Annotated in this window: 14 protein-coding genes, 1 tRNA gene and 3 pseudogenes; 12 read left to right on the top strand and 6 right to left on the bottom strand. The window is 61.5% G+C overall.

From position 1 onward, the window contains the following. Positions 1 to 62 precede the first annotated feature (62 nt). From BVG79_RS06425 to BVG79_RS06415, 3 genes are all read left to right on the top strand, one after another. Complete coding sequence (locus BVG79_RS06425) at positions 63 to 2,315, top strand: sensor histidine kinase NtrY-like (RefSeq protein ID WP_085786155.1); 2,253 nt, start codon at positions 63 to 65, stop codon at positions 2,313 to 2,315. Position 2,316: 1 nt separating this feature from the next. Further along, the gene (gene ntrX, locus BVG79_RS06420; protein WP_085786154.1) at positions 2,317 to 3,717 is read left to right on the top strand and encodes a nitrogen assimilation response regulator NtrX; all 1,401 of its coding nucleotides are present in this window, start codon (positions 2,317 to 2,319) and stop codon (positions 3,715 to 3,717) included. Between the two features lie 109 nt (positions 3,718 to 3,826). Further along, positions 3,827 to 3,916: transfer RNA gene (locus tag BVG79_RS06415), tRNA-Ser, on the top strand. A 198-nt stretch (positions 3,917 to 4,114) separates the two neighbouring features. On the opposite strand, the pseudogene BVG79_RS13935 reads toward BVG79_RS06415, so the two are convergent. From BVG79_RS13935 to BVG79_RS13525, 4 genes and pseudogenes are all read right to left on the bottom strand, one after another. After that, positions 4,115 to 4,751 (bottom strand): annotated as a pseudogene (locus BVG79_RS13935) (DDE-type integrase/transposase/recombinase); the annotation flags it as partial. A 62-nt stretch (positions 4,752 to 4,813) separates the two neighbouring features. Then, positions 4,814 to 5,535 (bottom strand): annotated as a pseudogene (locus BVG79_RS06405) (IS5 family transposase); the annotation flags it as partial. A 31-nt stretch (positions 5,536 to 5,566) separates the two neighbouring features. Beyond that, positions 5,567 to 6,678 (bottom strand): IS3 family transposase gene (locus BVG79_RS06400; RefSeq protein ID WP_217622877.1). Its coding sequence is split into 2 segments (ribosomal slippage): positions 5,567 to 6,462 and positions 6,462 to 6,678, totalling 1,113 coding nucleotides; the frame shifts between segments, so codons are not numbered across the junction. Between the two features lie 84 nt (positions 6,679 to 6,762). Further along, positions 6,763 to 6,975 (bottom strand): annotated as a pseudogene (locus BVG79_RS13525) (transposase); the annotation flags it as partial. Between the two features lie 189 nt (positions 6,976 to 7,164). Between BVG79_RS13525 and BVG79_RS06390 the strand changes: the two are divergent. Further along, a complete protein-coding gene (locus BVG79_RS06390; RefSeq protein WP_085786152.1) occupies positions 7,165 to 9,300 on the top strand; it encodes a glycosyltransferase in 2,136 nt (711 codons plus the stop codon). A gap of 43 nt (positions 9,301 to 9,343) precedes the next feature. Here the strand turns inward: BVG79_RS06390 and BVG79_RS06385 are convergent, their stop codons facing one another. Both BVG79_RS06385 and BVG79_RS06380 read right to left on the bottom strand, forming a co-directional pair. After that, a complete protein-coding gene (locus BVG79_RS06385; protein ID WP_085786151.1) occupies positions 9,344 to 10,522 on the bottom strand; it encodes a hypothetical protein in 1,179 nt (392 codons plus the stop codon). A gap of 9 nt (positions 10,523 to 10,531) precedes the next feature. Continuing rightward, the gene (locus tag BVG79_RS06380; RefSeq protein WP_085786150.1) at positions 10,532 to 11,500 is read right to left on the bottom strand and encodes an aldo/keto reductase; all 969 of its coding nucleotides are present in this window, start codon (positions 11,498 to 11,500) and stop codon (positions 10,532 to 10,534) included. A 222-nt stretch (positions 11,501 to 11,722) separates the two neighbouring features. On the opposite strand from BVG79_RS06380, the gene BVG79_RS06375 reads away from it, so the two are divergent. The 8 genes from BVG79_RS06375 to BVG79_RS06340 all read left to right on the top strand — a co-directional run bounded on the left by BVG79_RS06375 (position 11,723) and on the right by BVG79_RS06340 (position 20,342). Then, positions 11,723 to 12,766, top strand: coding sequence for a GntR family transcriptional regulator (locus BVG79_RS06375; protein WP_085786149.1), 1,044 nt, complete (start codon positions 11,723 to 11,725; stop codon positions 12,764 to 12,766). A 19-nt stretch (positions 12,767 to 12,785) separates the two neighbouring features. Continuing rightward, positions 12,786 to 14,315, top strand: coding sequence for an ABC transporter substrate-binding protein (locus BVG79_RS06370; RefSeq protein ID WP_085786148.1), 1,530 nt, complete (start codon positions 12,786 to 12,788; stop codon positions 14,313 to 14,315). Positions 14,316 to 14,377: 62 nt separating this feature from the next. Further along, on the top strand, positions 14,378 to 15,550 hold the full coding sequence (locus tag BVG79_RS06365; protein WP_085786147.1) for a M24 family metallopeptidase: 1,173 nt from the start codon (positions 14,378 to 14,380) through the stop codon (positions 15,548 to 15,550). A gap of 9 nt (positions 15,551 to 15,559) precedes the next feature. Next, positions 15,560 to 16,540 (top strand): ABC transporter permease, encoded by a 981-nt coding sequence (locus BVG79_RS06360; protein WP_085786146.1) that lies wholly within the window; start codon positions 15,560 to 15,562, stop codon positions 16,538 to 16,540. Between the two features lie 4 nt (positions 16,541 to 16,544). Continuing rightward, positions 16,545 to 17,405: an ABC transporter permease gene (locus tag BVG79_RS06355; RefSeq protein WP_085786145.1), complete on the top strand. Its 861-nt coding sequence runs from the start codon at positions 16,545 to 16,547 to the stop codon at positions 17,403 to 17,405. Positions 17,406 to 17,425: 20 nt separating this feature from the next. Further along, entirely contained in the window at positions 17,426 to 18,370 is a 945-nt protein-coding gene (locus BVG79_RS06350) for a succinylglutamate desuccinylase/aspartoacylase family protein (protein ID WP_085786144.1), read from the top strand. Positions 18,371 to 18,397: 27 nt separating this feature from the next. Next, complete coding sequence (locus tag BVG79_RS06345; RefSeq protein WP_085786143.1) at positions 18,398 to 19,384, top strand: ABC transporter ATP-binding protein; 987 nt, start codon at positions 18,398 to 18,400, stop codon at positions 19,382 to 19,384. Further along, positions 19,377 to 20,342, top strand: a complete 966-nt coding sequence (locus BVG79_RS06340) for an ABC transporter ATP-binding protein (protein WP_085786142.1) — start codon at positions 19,377 to 19,379, stop codon at positions 20,340 to 20,342. The genes BVG79_RS06345 and BVG79_RS06340 overlap by 8 nt, the downstream gene beginning before the upstream one ends. The last annotated feature ends 8 nt before the right edge of the window (positions 20,343 to 20,350 follow it).

The following is a 20,350-nucleotide window of genomic DNA, read 5'->3' as shown; positions in this document are numbered from 1 at the left end:
AACAGATTGGGCGAACTGGCAACAGTTTGCCCAATCTGATGGCGAAATAATGGGCTGTTCACGTGGGGCAATCGCTGGCGGCGGATAGTTTGGCGCGATTTAGTCGGTGGCGACGCCGTAAACGTGTTCAAAATATCGCGACACTTTCCATCGTTGTTGTCGGGCCAATTCTGGTTGGTCTGACGTGGTGGGTCATGGGGCCGCTGGATAGGGGCGGCAGTGCGCCCAGCCTGCGGGCGATCATTCTGGCCGATCTGGTCTATGTCATGGTCATCGCGGGGCTGGTGTTGCAACGCATTGTCCGCATGCTGGCCGCGCGGCGCGCGCGCTCGGCGGGCTCTCGGTTGCACTCGCGTCTGACGGGCGCCTTCACATTGATGGCGCTGTTGCCGACGGTGATCGTTGCGGTTTTTGCGGTTTTGACGATCAACATCGGGTTGGAAGGCTGGTTTTCGGACCGTGTGCGCACGGTGCTCAGCGCCTCGCAACAAGCGGCGCAGGCCTATGCTGATGAACACCGAAACGAACTGTCGCGGGATGCGCAGACGGTTGCGAGCTATCTGGATAGCCAGCGCCAGTCTATTTTTTTTATGAACGACGGTGACATCCGGCAGGCGCTAGGGCGGTTCCAAAGCCAGATCGAGCGCGGCTTGAGCGAAGCATTTGTCATCGATAGCGCGGGCGATATCCGCGCGCGGGCCCCGCGATCCTACGATTTCGGCTACGAGGAACCGAGCGCCGCCGATTTTGCCGCGGCGAACGCCAGCGGGCTGCAGATTATCGAAGACCCGCGCAATAACGAGTTTCGGGCGCTGCTGCCGCTGCCATCCTTCACCGACCGCTACCTTTACGTGACACGGTTGGTCGACGGTGAAATCCTGTCGTTGCTGGACCAAACCCAAGCCACTGTCGCGCTGTATGAGCAGCTTGAACGGGATCGTGGTCGTGTGCTGTTCGAATTCGGCCTGCTGTATCTGGGCTTCGCGATGATCCTGATGTTGGCGTCGGTTTGGCTGGCGTTCTGGTTTGCCGACCGCCTGTCGGCCCCGATCGGGCGGTTGCTGGTGGCCTCGCAAAAGGTGGGCGCTGGCGACTTTGATGTGCGCGTTGTCGAGGACGAAGGCGAAGACGAGATTTCGCAGTTGGGTAAGTATTTCAACGCGATGACGTCTGAAATTAAACTTCAGCATGAAGAACTTGTTGCCACGAGTCTGAAGACCGAGGAACGGCGTCGGCTGTTTGACTCGGTGCTGACCGCGGTCACATCGGGGGTGATCGGCCTCAGCGATACCGGCGGGATCGACTTCTCGAACCCCTCGGCGCACGTCATGCTGCGCGAGACGAACCTGCCCGAAGGCTGCGGCCTTGCATCTGTGGTGCCCGAATTCGCGCCCCTGTTCGATTCCGTCCGCCAAGAGGGGCGCGTGGTGTCCGACCAGATCAATCTGACGCGCGGCGGCAAGCAAAAGACGCTGCTGGTGCAAATGGCCCCGCGCCAGTCGCCCGATGGCGCGCTGGTTGGTTATGTGGTGGTGTTCGACGACGTAACCGAACTGGTCTCCGCGCAGCGGCAGGCTGCTTGGGGCGATGTCGCCCGCCGCATAGCACACGAGATTAAAAACCCCCTGACACCCATTCAGCTGTCGGCCGAGAGGATCAAGCGCAAATTCGGCAACCGGCTGGGCGAGGACTCGGCGGCGTTGGCGCAGATGACCGATGTTATCATCCGGCAGACGGACGATCTGCGCCGGATCGTGGATGAATTCTCGCGCTTTGCCCGCATGCCGCAGCCTGAAAAACGCGTGCAGAATATGCTGCCGATTCTGAACGATGCGGTGGCGCTGCAAGTTGTGGGTCAGCCCGATGTGGCATTCGATGTGCAGGCGCCATCTGGCCGGTTGATGGCGTCGCTGGATGGAACGATGATTTCGCAGGCACTGACAAACCTGCTGAAGAACGCTGGCGAAGCCCTACAAGGCCGCCGCGAGAAATACCCCGATGCCGCATTTGTGCCGCGCATTAAGGTACAAGTAGAGGTCATTGACGACATGATGGAAATTTCCATTTCGGATAACGGCATCGGCCTGCCCGACGACCGCGTCCGGCTGTTCGAGCCTTATGTCACCACGCGTGACAAGGGCACGGGTTTAGGGCTGGCGATCGTGAAAAAAATCATCGAGGAACACGGCGGCACGCTGGATCTTGTCGATGCGCAGCGCTTTGATGAAGATGCGCATGTCGGCGCTATGGCGGTTTTCAGGCTGCCATTGGCGGCAGAACCCGCCGCGCAACCGCTAATTGGAATGGAAGCATAGTATGGGCGACATCCTGATCACCGACGACGAGCGGGACATTCGCGAGACAATCTCGGACATCTTGCAGGACGAAGGCTTCACCACGCGCGTCGCCGCAAACGCCGACCAGTGCATGGCTGAAATCGCGCGCGAGAGGCCTGCGCTGATGATCCTCGATATCTGGCTGAAAGACAGCCGGATGGACGGGCTGGACATTATGAAGGCCGTCAAACGCGAGCATCCCGACATTCCGATCGTGATTATTTCTGGGCATGGAAACATCGAAATCGCCGTCGCCGCCATCAAGCAAGGCGCGTATGATTTCATCGAAAAGCCCTTTAATATAGACCACTTGCTGGTCGTCATCCGCCGCGCGATGGAAGCGTCGCGGCTGCGGCGCGAGAATACGGCCCTGAAGCGCGGCGATACGCAGGCGATCGAACTGATCGGCGATTCATCGGCATTTCGCACCATGCGCGCGCAGCTGGACAAGGTGACCCGTTCCAACGGTCGCGTAATGCTGACAGGCGGCGCGGGTGCGGGGAAAGAGGCGGCGGCGCGTTACATTCACGCCAATTCCGCGCGCGCGCATGCGCCCTTCGTTTCGGTGGCCTCGGTCGCGATTGCGCCTGATCGGATGGAGGAGGTGCTGTTCGGGCGCGAGACGCCCGAGCGCGGCATCGAGAACGGCCTGCTGGAGGAAGCCAGCGGCGGCGTGATCTATTTTGACGAAATCGCCGATATGCCGTCCGGCACGCAGGCGAAAATCTTGCGTGTTCTGGTCGACCAATCGTTCACGCGCGTGGGCGGGCATGACAAGGTGCAGGTTGATCTGCGTGTAATCTCTAGCACGACCAAGGACTTGCTGCGCGAAATCGAGGCCGGACGCTTCCGGCAGGAACTTTACCATCGTCTGAACGTAGTGCCGATCTCGATCCCGTCGCTGGAGGAACGCCGCGAGGATATTCCGGTGCTGGCCACCCATTTCATTGCGGGGCTCAGTAAAACGCAGGGCCTGCCGCTGCGCGCCCTCAGCGAGGAAGCCGCTGCCGAGTTGCAGACGATGACTTGGCCCGGCAACATCCGCCAGCTTCGCAACGTGATGGAGCGTGTGTTGATTTTGGGTGAGAGCAGTGGCGACATTGCACCGCGCGAAATTCCCGGCAGTGACGAGGGCGAGGTAGGTGATGGTCGCATCGTGCTGTCGGGTGGGCTCGCCACGCTGCCCCTGCGAGAGGCCCGAGAGCTGTTCGAACGCGAGTATCTGCTGACGCAAATCAACCGCTTTGGCGGCAATATCAGCCGGACTGCCAGTTTTGTCGGTATGGAACGGTCGGCCCTGCACCGCAAATTGAAAAGTTTGGGCGTGATGACATCGAACAAGACAGGCGGGCGCGTCGCCTATTTCGACGAAAGCGACTAGGCTCGGCAGGGGAAGCTACGTCACGCCCTTGCAGGCACAGTTGCAAGGGTAGTTTGCGAAATTTCCCCTTGCGGCCTGCGGGTTGGCCCTGTAAATCCGGCGTCAGAGCGGAGAGGTGGCAGAGTGGTCGAATGCGGCGGTCTCGAAAACCGTTGTCGGTGCAAGCCGACCCAGGGTTCGAATCCCTGTCTCTCCGCCATTAAAGCTTGAATGCATAGTGTGAACCCTTCGCTTGCGGAGGGTTTTATCATTTCAAAGCAGAGCGATCCAATCAACCCAAAACGCGCGCGCCCCATGTTGCCGCTAGGGCAAGGGGTGATGTTGTGTGTTTGCCCGCTGCCCGCTGCTGGCCGGTGCCGTCGCACGCTCATAGCTGCATTACGGTCTCGAAGGCTCGCTAGGTGTTCAGTCTCGGCATTTTGTGAATCGGGTTTAGGATGTATCTGTCTTGCTCTGACTTCCAGATCTTATAGATGTATTCGCAAGGTGTGAGGCCGCTATGAAGTGCGGAGCTGGTCATGGCTTTCGTAATGCACGCGCTTGACGGTGGCCTCCTTGATCGTGCAGTTCACCCGTTCGACTTGACCTTTGATCCATGGGGCGTTGGGCCTGGTTAGCCTGTGTTCAATCCCGTTTGTCTCACAGATCGTATCGAAACACATCGGTCGGGAGTAGATGATGTTCCTGTTCCGTGGTTGCTCTGCGAACTGAATACCGTTGTCGGTGAGAATGGTGTGAACGTGGTAAGGCACGGCTTCCAGCATGTGCTGGAGGAATTTCCAGGCTGCCCTCTGTTCGGCCCTGCTGGCGAGTTAGGTCGAGGCGAACTCGCTCGTCTGGTCGATGCCAACGAATAAATATATTTTACCTTCAGTAGGTTCCACCTCGACGGTATCGATGCGGAATAACCATAGGGGATAGCGTTTGAACTTCGCCCGCCCCGGCTTGTGGCGCTCCACATCAGGCAAGCGCAAGGTCCCATCGTGCTATAGGCAGCGGTGCAGCGCAGATCGCGTCAGATACGGGATTGGGGGCGACCGGCGGCTCTGTTGCACAAAACAGCTGCAGTCCGAGGCTTACCTTTCGCCGAACGGACTTACGCCTTGAGTTGCTTTACGGGGATTCCGGGCGCGGTGAAGCCGTTCAGGACGGCAACTCGGGCTTGGAACTCGGCGACCTGACGATCGAAGCCTCGGGCGGAGTGGCGCTGGCCCAGCCGTTTCACGCGGTGCATTTGGCTTCTACACGGCTTCGGCTGTGATAGCCGCTCCATCGCAGCCAGATGGTTCGACCAAGACGCTTCGATATGCGCAGGATCTCATTGCCGGCGATAGCCAGGGGGTATCGGGCTTCCAGGGCTCGGCGTTCTTGCGGGGCGGGTTGATCGCTGCGGCAGCTCGAGCGGCGATGGCGTCATCGCATTTGCGGGTGTCGAAGGCACCATCGGCGGTCACGCTGGGATCTCCTGGACGGGCGAGATCTGGTTGAGCAGTTCAGGCCGCACGGGTGCATCGCCCAGGTTGCGGATGGTGCACTCGGCCGCACGAATTTCCAGGGTTTTCTCGTCTATTCCGATGTGGCGCTTGCGCCAGACGCGTCTTTTCGAGCCGCCGTGCTTGCGCGCATTCCACTCGTCTTTCCCCCCCCAATCTTGATCCCAGTGTTGTCGACCAGCAGGTGCAGGGGGCCGTCGAAACGACGATAGGGAATGTTCACCCGCAGGGTCTTCTGCGGTCGTGACAGCGTGATGAGGTCCGGCTCCGCCCCGTCGAGGCCGATCAGTCGCAGGAGGCTTTCGACGAACCCAGTTGTGGACTTGCACCGTTTTCGTTCCGGTGTGTTGCTGATGTTATGCGGCGATCTTTTCGAAGGCCACGGGTGATTTTCCATTCAACGAAGAATGCCGCCTGCGCGGATTGTAGAATCCGTTGATGTATTCGAACACCGCGACCTCGACGTCCCGGCGTGTTTGCCACGTGTTTCGCCAGATGAGTTCGGCCTTGAGCGACTTGAAGAAACTCTCGACTGCGGAATTATCGTAACAATTTCCTTTGCCACTCATGGAAGGCAGCAACTCGTGACGGCGAAGGCGCTTCTGATACGCGTGCGCACAATATTGCGCGCCGCGATCGGTGCGGTGAATGCAGCCCGGTGGCGGTCGGCGTAACGCGATTGCCATGTCCAAAGCCCGCAAGGCCAAGTCCTGCTTCATACGGTTGCTGATTGCCCAACCGATTACGCGCCTCGAATATAGATCAATGATCACAGAGAGATAGGCCCATCCTTCGCAGGTCCAAATATAGGTGATATCTCCCGCCCATTTCTGGTTCGGGGCCCGCGCCGTGAAATCCTGGTTCAGACGGTTCGGGGCGATGTTGAAACTGTGGTCGCTGTCGGTCGTGCGCTTGAATTTGCGGCTTCGCAAGACCTGGATGCCATTGTCGCGCATGATCCGGGCAACCCTGCGTTGCCCCACCCTGATGCCCAATTCGGTCAATTCCTGCGTCATGCGCGGGCGGCCATAGCTACCCAGACTGAGCCGGTGCTGTTCGCGAATATGGGCCAGAAGGACCATGTCGCGCCGCTGACGCAGCGAGGGCGGCCTGTGACGCCACGCTCGTAAACCACGGTCCGAAACTTGCATCAGACAGCAAAGGCGGGCGCGTGAAAGATCTCCGCGATACTCCGCAATGAACTGAAATCTCACTGCTTTTGGCTCGCGAAGAGGATCGCGGCCTTTTTTAGTACTTCCCTCTCCTCCCGCAGGATACGGTTCTCTTTGCGCAAGCGCTCATTCTCGCGGCGTAGTTCCGCGTCCTCGGCCGCTGTCGGATCGGTCGAATAATCCCGCATCCACTTGCCCAAGGTCGAAAACCCGACACCAAGGTCCGACGCCACCTGTCGTCGTGTCAGGCCGCTATGCGTCGCGATCCGAACCGCATCGCGCTTGAAATCTTTCACTGTGCTTGGGTGCCATATCTGGTCTCCTTTATGGCGAGCATTGCTCGTAGAAAACCGGAACGGAAGTGAGACAAGTCCAGTTCAGCGCAGCGCCATCCCGAACAGCACCTTCAATGTCAGGCAGGTCTGGATCACAGAGTCGCCGTGGTCGCGCTGTCGACCACGTTTGCCTGTCGGAGCGGCCTCGCTGTTCATGGAAGGATCGAACCAGATCGTCAGAGAGCCACGGGACTTCAGCGCTTGCTTATAGCTGCGCCAGTTCCGGGTCTTGTAGGGCGGAGGTGCCGGTCTATTCAGGGCCACCCAGCTATCACCTTGGATTCACATGGTGATTCCGTTACCAGATGTGTTCAACAGAGCTAAGCCTACACCATCGTTACGGCCCGTCGTGGCGCGGTTAAGGCTGTGGGCGCTAAAGCCGTGTTGTGTCGCAGTATATATGCCTCTATCGTTGGGGTGGGCTCGCTCGGATGATGTGGTAAGTGCATGGATATCGTTGGAATCTGTCGATTTTCTTTGCTCGGGCGGGGGGACTGGATATCGTTTCGCGGTGCGGCCGAACAGGATATTGCGCGCCTTGTTGATGAACAGGCGCAAAAACTGTTCGATCCCGCGCGCATCGAAGCGCGCCTGCGCAGCTTCGAGTTGTTGACCCTTGCGTCGCTGCAGGCGCAAACCGACCAGAATTTCGTCTTTATCGTCTTAGCGTCGACGCGGATGCCGCAGATATACCAAGACCGGCTGCGGGCACTCTGCGCGCGCGTGCCTCAGGTTGAGTTGCGGTTTTTTGATACAACAAGCGCGGGCGATGCGCAGCGCAAGGTCTTCAAATCGTTGGGATTGCAGTTCTCGAATGTGCTGCAGTTCCGTCTGGATGATGATGATGCGATCTCGCAGCGGTTCGTCGCCAATATGCGCCGCGCTGCAGGCGATTTTGCAGGCAGCGATAAACCCTTTGTCATCACCAACGCCCGCGCGCTTTATGTAGCCGCTGCGGGAAACGGGCAGGGTGCTTATGACTGGCCTGTCACCTTTTTGGCGGCGGGTCTGGCGCTGCGGCACCCCAAGAAATCCGTCTATGAATTCGGCCATTTCGGGATGGAGCAACGGTTCGAGCACGCGGTCGTCGACGACAACCTCAGCCTCGTGACCCATCACGGGCTGAACGACACCAGTTTTTCGCCCGACCGTGCCCGCAAGCGGGGCATGCAATTACTGGCGCCGCAGGCTGTTGCTGAAATTGTGGCGGATCAGTTTTCGTTCTTGTCGCGCGGGGCTTTGGCGCTGATGCATCTGGCCGCCCCCGCCGCCGAAGACACAGACCAGTCCGAAAACGACGAGGAATTTGTCGAGGATAGCACGCTGACGGTGGATGAGCCCTTCATCCAGCTTTATAAAGGGCGTGACCGTTACGCGGTAAAATACACCCAGCGCAGCTTCGACACGCTGTACATTGGTTTCGACAATCTGGCCGAGGTGCGCAGCCGCAACAAAGACCGGCCGGGCTGGGGCTATGGTTTTGCCAAATCGAACGGCTGGTCGTTCATGGGCGTGCTGGCGTTTGACGATAATTGGTTCCGGTCGCGCTCTCTGCACAAGTCCTTTGCAAAGCTGCAGGCCGAAGGGTTCTTCGATCAGTTTGATCGCGTGATCTTGTCGGGCACCTCGATGGGGGGATATGGCGCGTGCCTGTTTGCGCAATTTGCGCCCGGGTGCACGGTCGTCGCATTCTCGCCGCAATCAACGCTTGATGTGGCGCTCGCGCCTTGGGATACGCGATACCCCGGCGGGACGGCGCAAAACTGGTCGTTTTTGCCCTCGGATGCGGCTGAAACGTGCCATTTTGCGCACAAAGCCTATGTGTTCTATGATCCCAAGCTGCCCGAGGATCGCGCCCATGCCGAGCGTTTGGTCGCTGCGGGCGCGGTGGGTTTGAAGATGCGGTGGTCAGGCCATATGACTGCGCAATTCCTGCGGCAGGTCGGGCTGCTGTCCAGCGTTTCGCGCCAATGTGCTGATGGCACTATGGACGAGGGGCGCTTTTACGCCGCCTATCGGCCTGTGCGCTTGCTGCGCCGCTATGTGCGCGGCCTAGCCGATAGCTTGCTGGATAGTCGCCGCACGGGCTTGCTGCCGCAAGCGTTCGAGCGGGCAATTGCGGCTGACTTCCCGCGCATCGCTTCTGACTTCAAATGCGGTCTGGCGTTCGTCGATGTCGCGGATTTTGATCTGGCGCACATGCGGGCGAAGATGCACCGCGCCAAGGAAAAGCACGTCCAAAGCACGCCCGCTTTTGCAGCGCATTTCGCCACCTGCGAGGCGCTGAACAAAAGCGCGTCCTACATTGATCTGGCCGAGGCGCTGGAGAAATTCGCGCCTGTTCTGGAATCTTCGGCTGATTTCTATGTCTGGCGTGCCAATTGCGCGGCCGAGGCAGGCATGCGCGCCGAGGCTTTGGCCGATCTGGTGCGTGCGCTGTATCTGGCACCGATGCGGCCGTTTCTGCAGCGGCGCATTGCGCGGATCGCGCAGCAACTAGGGCGGCGCGACATTGTCGCGCTGGTTGATCGGGTAGAGGCTCTGAACGATCCGCCAAAGGCCATACCGCAGCCCAAAGCCTGAGGGTGTTTTGGCGGGGCAGCCTAACAACCGCCCCGCTAAATTTTTAGCCGTAGACAGATGCCAGCGTGCGCGGCGTGTGCATGGTGCCGTAAATATCGCGCCAAAATGCGCCGCGTTGTTCCGGCTGCAGCGATGTCCACGCCGCATGCACGGCTTGGTCGCCCGACCAATAGGCGTAGACGAACGGCATCCGCAGATCGTGCGTCAGGAACGCCAGCCGGCCGCGCGCGGTCTCGGGCGTCTGAAAGGCTTGTGCGGCAATGACCGGCACGATCTCGTCCAGCGATTTCCCCTCGGCGTGCATCATCCACGCGGCGTTGCAGCGGGTCGCGCTGCGCAAGCGCTGCAGCGCGACGCCCAAAACGTCAGAGGGCCCCTCGACCCAATCTAGGAAGAAGATTCCGTTGTCGGCAATCCCCTCGAACAGCGCCGAGGAGGCCGAGCTAGTCACTACCTGCGCGCCGTCCAACGGCATTTTACCTGCCGCAACCATCATTTCGCGGTGCTTCAGGTGCACGGTGTGGCCGGGGAAGGCCTCGTGCGTGGCGAGATGCTTCAACCCGAAACGGGTGTACGGGAAGTCAAGGTTGATCAGCATTCGCCGTGTCGGATAGTCGCAATAGGCCGAAAATGGCGCGCCCGACACATCTTGCGGGTCCATCCATTCATCGGCCATCCCTGCGGTTAACGCGGGGTCCATGATCTTCATCACGCGGGCGCGGGCGGCGATTTGCAGCTCGGCCATGACGGCCAGAACCTTGTCGCGCGGCACGGCGTTGTCAGCCTCCCACTGCGCCAGATCGTCGGGCAGATCGCCGCCGCGATAGCCCATCTCGTCCAGCGCATCGCGGATGGTCTGGCGGTAGCCGTCCAGAATAGCCTGCGGGACGACGGTGGTGTCGACGCGCATTTGCCGCTGCAACCGTTCGGCGAATGTGATGGGAACGCCGGTGAATGTGTCAATCAACGCGTGCAGCGAATCCACCATTTCGGCCAGATAGGCGGCACGCACCGCAGTTTCTGCCCCCGATGGGATGCGGGCGGACAGGGCGTCCAGCGCGGCGCGGGCGTCGTCGTAGGCGCCGAATTGGCGCGCGGTCACGGGTGCGACCGCCACGGGGATCAGCCCCTCGCGGTCGAGAAACCCGTCGCTGCGCGGCGTTGTGCGATAAAGGTGGTCGATCCCTGCGGTGATCTCGGCCAGATCTTGTCCTAGGTCCATGATGTGTCCTTACACGTGACCGGCGATGGGTTTGGGGCGATAATCGGCTTCCAACTCGCGCACGTCCTCGGGGGTCAGCTGTACGTCCAGCGCGGAGATGGCATCGTCAAACTGGTGCAGCTTGGAAATACCCACGATAGGCGCGGTGATGGCGGGGCGGCTGGCGACCCAAGCATAGGCAATCTGGGCGCTGGGGCGGCCGTGGCGGGCGGCGACGCGGTGCAGCGCGGCAATCGTCGCTTCGTCTAGCGCGCGGGTGGCGTTGTACAGCGCGTCGGCGGTCTTGTCGGTCGCCGCGCGGGCGGTATCTCTGCGGCTATCGGCCAAGCGGCCGCGGGCAAGGGGGCTCCAGGGGGTGACGCCGACACCTTCGCTTAGGCACAGCGGCAGCATTTCACGCTCTTCCTCGCGGTAGAGCAGGTTGTAATGCGGCTGCATACTGATGAACTTGGCCCAGCCGTTCTGTTGCTGCAGGCCGAGGGCCTTCATGAATTGCCACGCATACATCGACGACGCGCCCAAGTAGCGCACCTTACCCGCGCGGACCAAATCGTTCAGCGCGTCCAGTGTCTCCTCTAGCGGAACATCGGGGTCGAAGCGATGCAGCTGGTACAGGTCGATGTAATCGGTGCCCAGGCGGCGCAGGCTGGCATCGACCGAATCAAAGATGTGTTTGCGCGATAGGCCACGGTCGTTGGGGTCGTCGCTCATGGCGTAGAACAACTTGGTGCCGATCACCAGCTTGTGGCGCGGCACGTGGCGCAGGGCCTCGCCCAGAACACGCTCGCCTTCGCCTTTTGAATAGAAATCGGCGCTGTCAAAGAAGTTGATGCCGAGATCTAGGGCTTTGTCGATAATGGGTTTTGCCTGATCAAGGCCCAGCACCCACGGCGCCCATGCAGGGTCGCCAAAGGTCATGCAACCCAGCCCGATGCGCGAGACCTTTAGCCCCGACCGTCCAAGTGCGACATAATCCATTAGAACACCCTTTCCGTATTCACCCGTGTACTGACTGATGTGTTGACGGCCGAATCGCCTCAAGCCAAGCTATTTGATGGCAGATATGTGCGATTTTGCTCGAAATGATTATTTAATGTGCATAATTTTGCACATCCCAAAGATTATCGCAGATTTTGTCGTTCTGGCTTGCCTAAGCGGAACGCTGAGATAGCGTTCTAGTATATTAGAACGGTGAATCGCATGTTTCCAATTAACCCGCTGATGATCGACAAGTCCTTGCCTGTGCCCGTCGGGATGCAGCTGCACGGATTGCTCAGCTACGCGCTGTCGTTCTGGAACCTGCCCGAGGGCGAGAAGCTGCCCTCGGTTCGCCAGTTAGCGGCTGATCTGGGCGTTGCGCCGATGACCGTCGCGCAGGTCTATCAGCAGCTGCGCGACGAAGGCTTGATCGAGATGCGGGCCGGCCTTGGGGCGTTTGTCGCCCGCCGCGCCGCGCCCGAGGCGGACGACCCCATAGCCGGTCTGGCAGGGATGATCGATGCACTGCTGCGCCGCGCGCATGCGCTGGATGTCAGCCCCACCGCCTTGGTCGGCATGGTTAACGCGCGCGCACAATTGCAGCGCTCGGATGCCGGGCTGAAGGTGGTGTTCGTCGGCATGTTCGGCCCGCAAACGCGCGATTATGTGCGCGAGATCGCCTCGGTCCTTGCGCCGACCGACAGTATCAGCTGGGTCCTGATGTCGCAGTTGACGGACGACCTTGCTGCGCGCGATAGCTGCCTTGGTGCCGATCTGGTCGTGACCTTTACCCATCGCGTGGCAGAAGTGCGCAGCCTGCTTGAGGCGGACGGCGCCAGCGTCGACCCCGCGCGCGTGGTCGGCATCGCCTTCATCGCCTCGCGCCGGACGCGGCAGCAACTGGCGGGGCAGGACCCCCGCGCGCGCATTGCGGCCGTCAGCTATTTTCAGGAATACGTTTCGGTCATGCGGCCCACGGTGCGCGAATTCGCCCCGCATGTGGCCGAGGTGCGCGCCACATGGATGGGCGCCGCCGATCTGAACGAGGTTTTGGCCGGGTGCACATCGGTCGTCTACGCCTCGGGGGCCGAACACCTGTCCGAAATGGTCGAACCCGGCGTGGACTGTTTCGAATTCCGTCACAGTGCCGATCAGGCCGCGCTGGAAGGGGTGTTGCTGCCCCATCTGGCAAAGCTGCGACAAGCCAAGGTTTCCGCGCGCGTGCTGGCCGACAGTCAAAGCGCGGACGATGTCATAACAAAATGAAAAACAAAGGAAACAGGGAATGAAGAAACTACTTCTGACCAGCAGCGCGCTGGCGGCTTTGGCCTTGGCCGTGCCGCAGTTTGCCGCTGCCGAAACACTTGTCATCGGCACCGATGTCGATGCGGGCACGCTGGATTCGCGCCTCACGCGCGACACCACCGCCTCGCGTGTGTCGGACCTGATCTATGCGGGCCTTGTCCACCTGACGCCGGGGCTGGAACCTGTCCCCGACCTCGCCGCCAGCTGGGAAAGCCCCGATCCGACCACGATCATCTTCACCCTGCGCGACGGCCTGACCTTTTCGGATGGCAGCCCGCTGACGGCTGATGACGTGGTCTTCACGTTCGAAACGCTGACGAACCCCGACTTCGGCTCGCCCAGCCGCGCGCTTTATGCGCCGATCGCGGCGATCGAGGCTGTCGATCCGGTCACGGTCAAATTCACGCTGTCGGCCCCCTATGCGCCGCTGCTGAGTTATCTTGACACCGGCATCGTGCCCAAGGCGCTGGTCGAGGCGGGGCAAGATCTGGCCCTGAACCCCGTCGGCGCCGGCCCGATGAAGCTGGTCAACTGGTCGCGCGGCAGCGAGATCACGCTGACCGCCAACGAAAACTACTGGGCGGGTGCACCGGCTGTCACCGATGTGACGTTGAAGGTGATCGGCGATAACTCGGCCCGCGCCCAAGCGTTCGAGGCGGGCGATCTGGATGTGATCCAATCGCCGCTCTCGCCGCAGGACATCCGCCGTTTGGCCGCTGACGATCGTTTCGGCAACGCCATCATGGCGAGTCTGGGTGTGACTTACCTGAACTTCAACACCACAAAACCCGCGCTGTCCGACCCCCGTATGCGCCAAGCTTTTGCCATGCTGATCGACCAAGCGACCATCGTAGATGCGATCTACGAGGGCGCGGACGAGATCGCCAGCTCGATCATTCTGCCGTCGTCGTGGGCCTATAGTGATACGATCCAGCAGCCGACGTTCGACATGGAGGGCGCCATCGCGCTATTCAACGAACTGGGTTGGTCGGACACGAATGGCGACGGCTACCTCGATAAAGACGGCGCCCCGCTCGAGATCACGCTCTCGACCCACTCGGAAGACCCGAACCGCGTCCAGACGGTCGAATTCCTGCAGGCCATGTTTGAACAGGCTGGCGTGAAGGTGACCGCGCAAATCAGCGACTGGCCTTCGTTCTCGACCAACTATGTCCAGCAAGGGCAGCACGACATCGCGCTGCTGGGCTGGCTGAACATCGTCGACCCCGACCGTCTGCTGTATGCCCAGCTGACTACCGGCGGCCCGACCAACTGGGGCGGCTATTCCAACCCCGAGGTTGATGCGCTGCTGCAAGCTGGCCGCGAAACGCTGGACCAAGCGGGCCGGACCGAGGCCTACCAAGCCGCCGCGACGATCTTGGCCGAGGAGCTGCCGTATTACATCGTATCCGACCAAGGCTACCAGATGTTCTACGCCAAGGACTTGCCCGTCACGCCCGAAGTGTCGCCGCGCGGCACGCTGCGTGGGCTGCTGGGCATCCCCGAATAGGGCCCTTCACCTACGTCGTTCCGGCGGGTCACCGCCGGAACCCATCCGCCAGCGAGGCTTGCATGACCTTTCGCCAGACCCTTGATATCGCGTTCTACGACCGCGTCCACGCCGACCTGCGCCGTCGCATGGCGGTTGCAGGCATCGACCTGCTGTTGCTCGATTCCGCCGATGACGTGATCTACACGACCGGCTTTTCGCACTACCCGACCGAGCGTCCCGTCATCTTCGCGCTGACCGCCGACCGCGCGCTGCTGCTGTTGCCGCAGCTAGAGGTGACGCACGCCGCGCATCAGAAGATCGCGGCAGAACCGGTTGTTTATTTTGAATTTCCGGGCGTTGACCGCCCGCTGGATGTGCTGTCGCGCGCGCTGCCGATGCAGGGTGGCATGGTGGCCCACAGCCTTGGCATGTCGGTCGGGCGTGCGGCGCAAGTGGCCGCCGCTTTCGCACCCGCGCAGGTCGTCGCAACCGATCTGGTCGTGCGCGCCCGCATGATCAAATACCCCGAAGAAATCGTCCTGCACCGCGAGGCTGCGCGTCTGTCTGACGCGATGGTCGAGGCGGGTGTCGAGCTGATCCGTGACGCGTTGCGCGCAGGTCGCGCGCTGCCCAGCGAAATCGAGATCGAATCCCATGTCTCGCGCACGGCAATCGCCATGATGCATGCAGAACATGAAGATGTCATGCTGGTCACGGGGCTGGCCTCGGGGTTGGTGTATTCAGGCACGCGCTCGGCCTTTCCGCACGCGATGCCGACCCATAACCCTGTCGCGCGCGGCGAAAGCATCATCTTGTCGCTGGGCTGCCGTGTGGGCGGGCGCGCCGCCGAAAGCGAGCGGACGTTCTTTATCGGCGAGCCGACCGCAGCGCAGGCCGAACATTATTCCTGGGCCTTCGACGCGCAAGCCATTGCCACATCCGGCCTGCGGGCGGGTAACACCTGCGCCGCCGCCGACCACGCCGCGCTGCAACACATCCGCGACTTGGGCAAAGGGCAGCACCTGCTGCACCGTTCGGGCCACGGGATGGGCGTGATGTTCCACGAACCGCCATGGGTCGAAGAGGGGGATCCGACCGTGCTGGAAACCGGCATGATCTGTTCCAGCGAACCCTCGATCACCATACCGGAATTCGCGGGCTATCGCATCGCCGATACAGTGCTGGTCGGCGCAGACGGCCCCGACAGCCTGACCCATTACCCCCGCGCCATCGACCAGATCATCATCACGTAAGACGGTCCCATGCTAGCTTATATTGCCCGCCGCATCTTGCTGCTGGTGCCCATGGCGATCGGGATCGTCATTGTCACCTTCGGCCTTTTACTTTTGATCCCCGGTGACCCTGCGGCTGTCCTGCTGGGGCAGGATGCAACGCCCGACGCCATCGCGCTGCTGCGCGACCGGCTGGGGCTGAACAACCCGTGGTATATCCGCCTGTGGGACTATACTTGGGCCCTGCTGCATGGCGATATGGGCACCTCGATTTTCCAAAGCGCGCCAGTGGCCACGATCATCTATGATCGTCTGGGCGCGACGGTCGAACTGGCGGTGGTCGCGCTGATCATGGCCAGTTTGCTGGGGATCACGCTGGGCGTGATGGCGGCGATCTGGCAGGGGTCGATCATCGACACCCTTGCGATGTTGTTCGCCCAGATCGGCGTGTCGATGCCCGTTTACTGGATGGGTCTGCTGCTGATGCTCGCCTTTGCAGTGCAGCTGGGTTGGTTGCCGGCCATCGGGCGCGGGGCGCCTATGGTCGATGGGCTGATGGCGCTGCTGCGGGGGGACCCCTCGGTTCTGGCGGATTCGCTGCGCCATATCGCACTGCCTGCGCTGGCGCTGGCCGCCAATTCGGCCGCGATCATCTCGCGCCTCGTGCGGGCCTCCATGCTAGAGGTGCTGCGCGAGGACTTCGTCCGCACCGCCTATTCCAAAGGCCTGCGTGTTGGCCGCGTCATCATCCGCCACGCGCTGCGCAACGCCTTGCTGCCGGTGCTTTCAGTCATCGGCCTGCGCTTTGGTGCGCTGCTGGGCGGGGCGGTTCTGACGGAGTCCATCTTTGCTTGGCCGGGTCTGGGGCAGTTGACGATCACCGCCATTTCGCAACGCGACCTGCCGCTGATCCAAGGGCTGGTGCTGACGTTCGCGCTGATCTTCGCCTTGGTCAATCTGGTCGTCGACCTTCTATACGCTGCGGTCGACCCGCGCATTCGACTGGGATAAGCCGATGAAAACACCTTCTTTTCGCTTGCCCAAGGCCTTCCGCAACATGTCGCTGGTCGTCGGTCTACTGATCGTGCTGGCCGTTAGCCTCTGTGCGATATTCGCGCCGCTGGTTTCGACCCACGGGGTCGAGCAAATGGACATGCGCAACCGCTTTTCACTGCCCACGGCTGCCCATTGGCTGGGCACCGACAATTTCGGGCGGGATCTGTGGTCGCGCATGGTTTACGGGGCGCGGGTCTCATTGGCGATTGCGTTCATCTCGGTCACGATCTCGGCCATCATTGGCACGGTTGTGGGCTTGGTCGCGGGCTACTTTGGCGGCTGGGTGGATAGCCTTTTGATGCGTATTACCGACGTGTTCCTGGGCTTTCCGGCCATTGTTCTGGCGCTGGCCATCGTAGCGGTGCTGGGGCCGGGGCTGATGAACGTGGCATTCGCCATCATCGTCGTCGCGTGGACGGAATACGCCCGTGTCGTGCGCGCCACGACGCTGGTCTTGCGCGAACAAAACTACGTCCAAGCCGCCAAGGCGCTGGGGGCAGGGCCGACGCGCATCATCTTCCGCGAGATTTTGCCAAACGCCATGGGGCCGATCATCGTGCTGGCCTCGCTAGGGCTGGGAACGGCGATCATCTCGGAATCGGCGCTCAGCTTTCTGGGTTTCGGCCTGCCGCCGCCGACGCCGACATGGGGCTGGACGCTGTCCTACGGGACGCGATTCATCCGTGATGCGCCGTGGCTGTCTATCGTTTCGGGTGCGGCGATCATGATCACCGTGCTGGGGTTCAACCTGCTGGGGGACGGTCTGCGTGACATCCTCGACCCGCGCGCGCTGTCGCGTGGCAAATCCGGCAGCAAATAAAGAAAATAAGGAAAAGACCAATGGTCAAGGCTATCAACCGTCTGACACCCAAATTCACCACCAATGCCGACGGCACCGATGCGGTCATCCAGATGACCGAACTGGTGGGCGAGGTCGACGGCCCCACGATCGGCATCTCGGCCGCGATTCACGGCAATGAAAACACCGGCAGCCAAGTGATACTCGAGCTGTTCCGCCTGCTGCGCGATATGCCTCTGAAGGGTCGTATCCTGCTGCTGCCCGTCGCCAACCCGACGGCGCTGGCCGTGAATGCGCGCTTCTCGCCCATCGATCAGGTCGACCTGAACCGGCAGTTCCCGGGCAGCCTGACCGGCACGTACAGCCAGCAACTGGCCGCCGCGCTGACGCGCGAATTCTTTGACGTGATCGACGTGTCCATCGACCTGCACTCGGGCACCGACCGCCCGACGGTCGATTACGTCTACATTAACAACGCCGAGGATCTGTCGCGTGCCTTTGGCGCAAAGGTTCTGTATCGCCCCGTCGTAGACAAGCAGGGCACGGTCTTTGCAGGCACGACCAAGGCTGTGACCATTGAAAAGCGCGGTATTCCCTCGGTCGTGGTCGAGCTGGGCGGCGGTATCGTTGACCAGACGCCCTATGTGACGCGCACGGTTGACGGCGTGATGAACATGCTGCGCCATTTGGGGACCATTGCGGGTGACGTGCGCCCGAACCCCAAGCAGGTTGTGGTGAACGAAATTCAGGGTATCCGCGCGACCACCGGCGGCTGGATCGAGCCGCTGTCGCCCGCCAATGGCGAGGAAATCGCCGGCGGCGCGCCGCTGTTCCGTATCATCCATCCCTATACGTTCGAGGTGCTGGACGAAGTCACCGCCCCGTTCACCCGCGGCATCATGATCATGCAGCACCTGACGCGCAATCTGGTGCACAGCGGGGATTATGGCTGGATGGTCGGCAACCTTGACGGCGCGACCGACTAAGCCCCTTTAGCAAGCCGGAAAGATTCCATGCAGCACGCCACAGCCATACCCGCAGCCCTGCACGTCGAAGGCCTGAAGATTGAAATTCAGGCCGAAAGCGGCCCGTTCACCGTCGTGCGCGACATGAACTTCAACGTCGCGCGCGGCGAGACACTTTGCATCGTCGGCGAATCCGGCTGTGGCAAATCGATGACCGCCTATTCTTTGATGCGCCTGTTGCCGCAAGGGGCGCGGGTGACCGAGGGGGTCATCGCGCTGGGCGGTGAGGATTTCCTGCAGATGGGCCAGCGCGCGGTTGAAAACGCACGCGGTGAAAAGATCGCCATGATCTTTCAAGAGCCGCTGACCGCCCTGAACCCGGTGCTGACGATTGGCGAGCAGATCGCCGAAAGCGTACGTCAGCACCGCAAGGGTAGCAAGGCCGCCGCGTGGGCCCGCGCGATCGAGGTTTTGCAGCTAGTGCAAATGCCAGATCCGCCGCGCCGCGCCAAACAATACCCGCACGAATTGTCTGGCGGGATGCGCCAGCGGGCTATGATCGCGCTGGCGCTGGCCTGCGACCCCGCCGTGCTGGTCGCGGACGAGCCGACAACCGCGCTGGATGTGACCGTGCAGGCGCAAATTCTGGGACTGATCAGTGATTTACAAAAGCGAATGGGCACCGCGCTGGTGCTGATCACCCATGACCTTGGCGTGGTATCTGAAGTGGCCGACAAGGTCATCGTCATGTATGCGGGCAGCCCTGTCGAGGAAGCAACGGTCTACGAGCTGTTCGACGCCCCGCTGCACCCCTATACCCGCGGCCTGATGGGCGCGATCCCCCGCGAAGGGGGCGGGGGCGAGCGGCTGACCGATATTCCCGGCACCGTTCCCGCCCTGTGGAACCTGCCCGCAGGCTGCGCCTTTGCCCCGCGCTGCCCGATTGCCACCGCGCGCTGCCATACGCAGCGCCCGCCCTTTGTCATGAAACAAGCCGGTCACCGCGCCGCCTGCTGGGAGCAACCCGATGCCTGAGGCCCTGTTGCAGGTTGACGACCTGAAAGTCCATTTCCCCATTCGCGCGGGTGTCCTGCAGCGGCAGGTCGGCGCGGTGAAGGCTGTCGATGGGGTGTCTTTTACCCTGAACAGGGGCGAAACCCTTAGCCTTGTGGGGGAATCTGGGTGCGGCAAGTCGACGACCGGCCTTGCGCTGATGGGGTTGGTGCGCCCGACAGGCGGCGGCGTCAGCTTCGATGGCCAGTCCATTGCCAATTTCAACCGTAAGACGCTGCGCGATTACCGCAAGCGGATGCAGATCGTCTTTCAAGACCCGTTCTCGTCGCTGAACCCACGCCAGCGGGTGCGCGACATCATCCGCGCGCCGCTGGACATCCACAGCGTCGGCAACCCGGCCGAGCGCGAGGCCCGCGTCGCTGATCTGATGGCCCGTGTCGGTCTGCGGCCTGATCAGGCTGATAACTTTGCGCACCAGTTTTCGGGGGGGCAGCGCCAACGTATCGGCATCGCCCGCGCGCTGGCGCTGCAACCCGATATTATCGTCTGCGACGAGCCGGTTTCGGCGCTGGATGTGTCGGTGCAGGCGCAAATCTTGAACCTGCTGGCCGATCTGCGCCGCGATCTGGGGGTGGCGTTCCTGTTCATCAGCCACGATCTGGGCGTAGTCGAGCATATCTCGGACCGCGTCGCGGTGATGTATCTGGGCAAGATCGTCGAAATCGCGCCCAAAGGTCAGATCTTTGCAAATCCGGGCCACCCCTATACGCAGCTGCTGATGCGATCGGCCCCCTCGCTTGATCCGCGCGCGCGCCATACGTTCAGCGCCAGCAGCGACGACATCCCCTCGGCCACGAAAAAGCCGGCTGGGTGCGCGTTCCACACCCGCTGCCCGCTGGCGACCGATGTGTGCCGCCAGATCGAGCCTGCGCTGACCGAACGCGCCCCCGGCCGCCAGATGGCGTGCCACAACGTTTAAGGATCTGG

The sequence above is a fragment of the Ketogulonicigenium robustum genome (genome assembly GCF_002117445.1).
Taxonomy (GTDB): Bacteria; Pseudomonadota; Alphaproteobacteria; order Rhodobacterales; family Rhodobacteraceae; genus Ketogulonicigenium; species Ketogulonicigenium robustum.
This window is presented reverse-complemented; position numbering and strand designations above follow the sequence as displayed.

What these genes read in the sequence shown, in the direction of transcription:
- ntrX (WP_085786154.1), top strand. Translation starts at nt 2,317, where the DNA reads ATGGGCGACATCCTGATCACCGACGACGAGCGGGACATTCGCGAGACA.
- BVG79_RS06390 (WP_085786152.1), top strand. Translation starts at nt 7,165, where the DNA reads ATGGATATCGTTGGAATCTGTCGATTTTCTTTGCTCGGGCGGGGGGAC.
- BVG79_RS06385 (WP_085786151.1), bottom strand. Translation starts at nt 10,522, where the DNA reads ATGGACCTAGGACAAGATCTGGCCGAGATCACCGCAGGGATCGACCAC.
- BVG79_RS06380 (WP_085786150.1), bottom strand. Translation starts at nt 11,500, where the DNA reads ATGGATTATGTCGCACTTGGACGGTCGGGGCTAAAGGTCTCGCGCATC.
- BVG79_RS06375 (WP_085786149.1), top strand. Translation starts at nt 11,723, where the DNA reads ATGTTTCCAATTAACCCGCTGATGATCGACAAGTCCTTGCCTGTGCCC.
- BVG79_RS06370 (WP_085786148.1), top strand. Translation starts at nt 12,786, where the DNA reads ATGAAGAAACTACTTCTGACCAGCAGCGCGCTGGCGGCTTTGGCCTTG.
- BVG79_RS06365 (WP_085786147.1), top strand. Translation starts at nt 14,378, where the DNA reads ATGACCTTTCGCCAGACCCTTGATATCGCGTTCTACGACCGCGTCCAC.
- BVG79_RS06360 (WP_085786146.1), top strand. Translation starts at nt 15,560, where the DNA reads ATGCTAGCTTATATTGCCCGCCGCATCTTGCTGCTGGTGCCCATGGCG.
- BVG79_RS06355 (WP_085786145.1), top strand. Translation starts at nt 16,545, where the DNA reads ATGAAAACACCTTCTTTTCGCTTGCCCAAGGCCTTCCGCAACATGTCG.
- BVG79_RS06350 (WP_085786144.1), top strand. Translation starts at nt 17,426, where the DNA reads ATGGTCAAGGCTATCAACCGTCTGACACCCAAATTCACCACCAATGCC.
- BVG79_RS06345 (WP_085786143.1), top strand. Translation starts at nt 18,398, where the DNA reads ATGCAGCACGCCACAGCCATACCCGCAGCCCTGCACGTCGAAGGCCTG.
- BVG79_RS06340 (WP_085786142.1), top strand. Translation starts at nt 19,377, where the DNA reads ATGCCTGAGGCCCTGTTGCAGGTTGACGACCTGAAAGTCCATTTCCCC.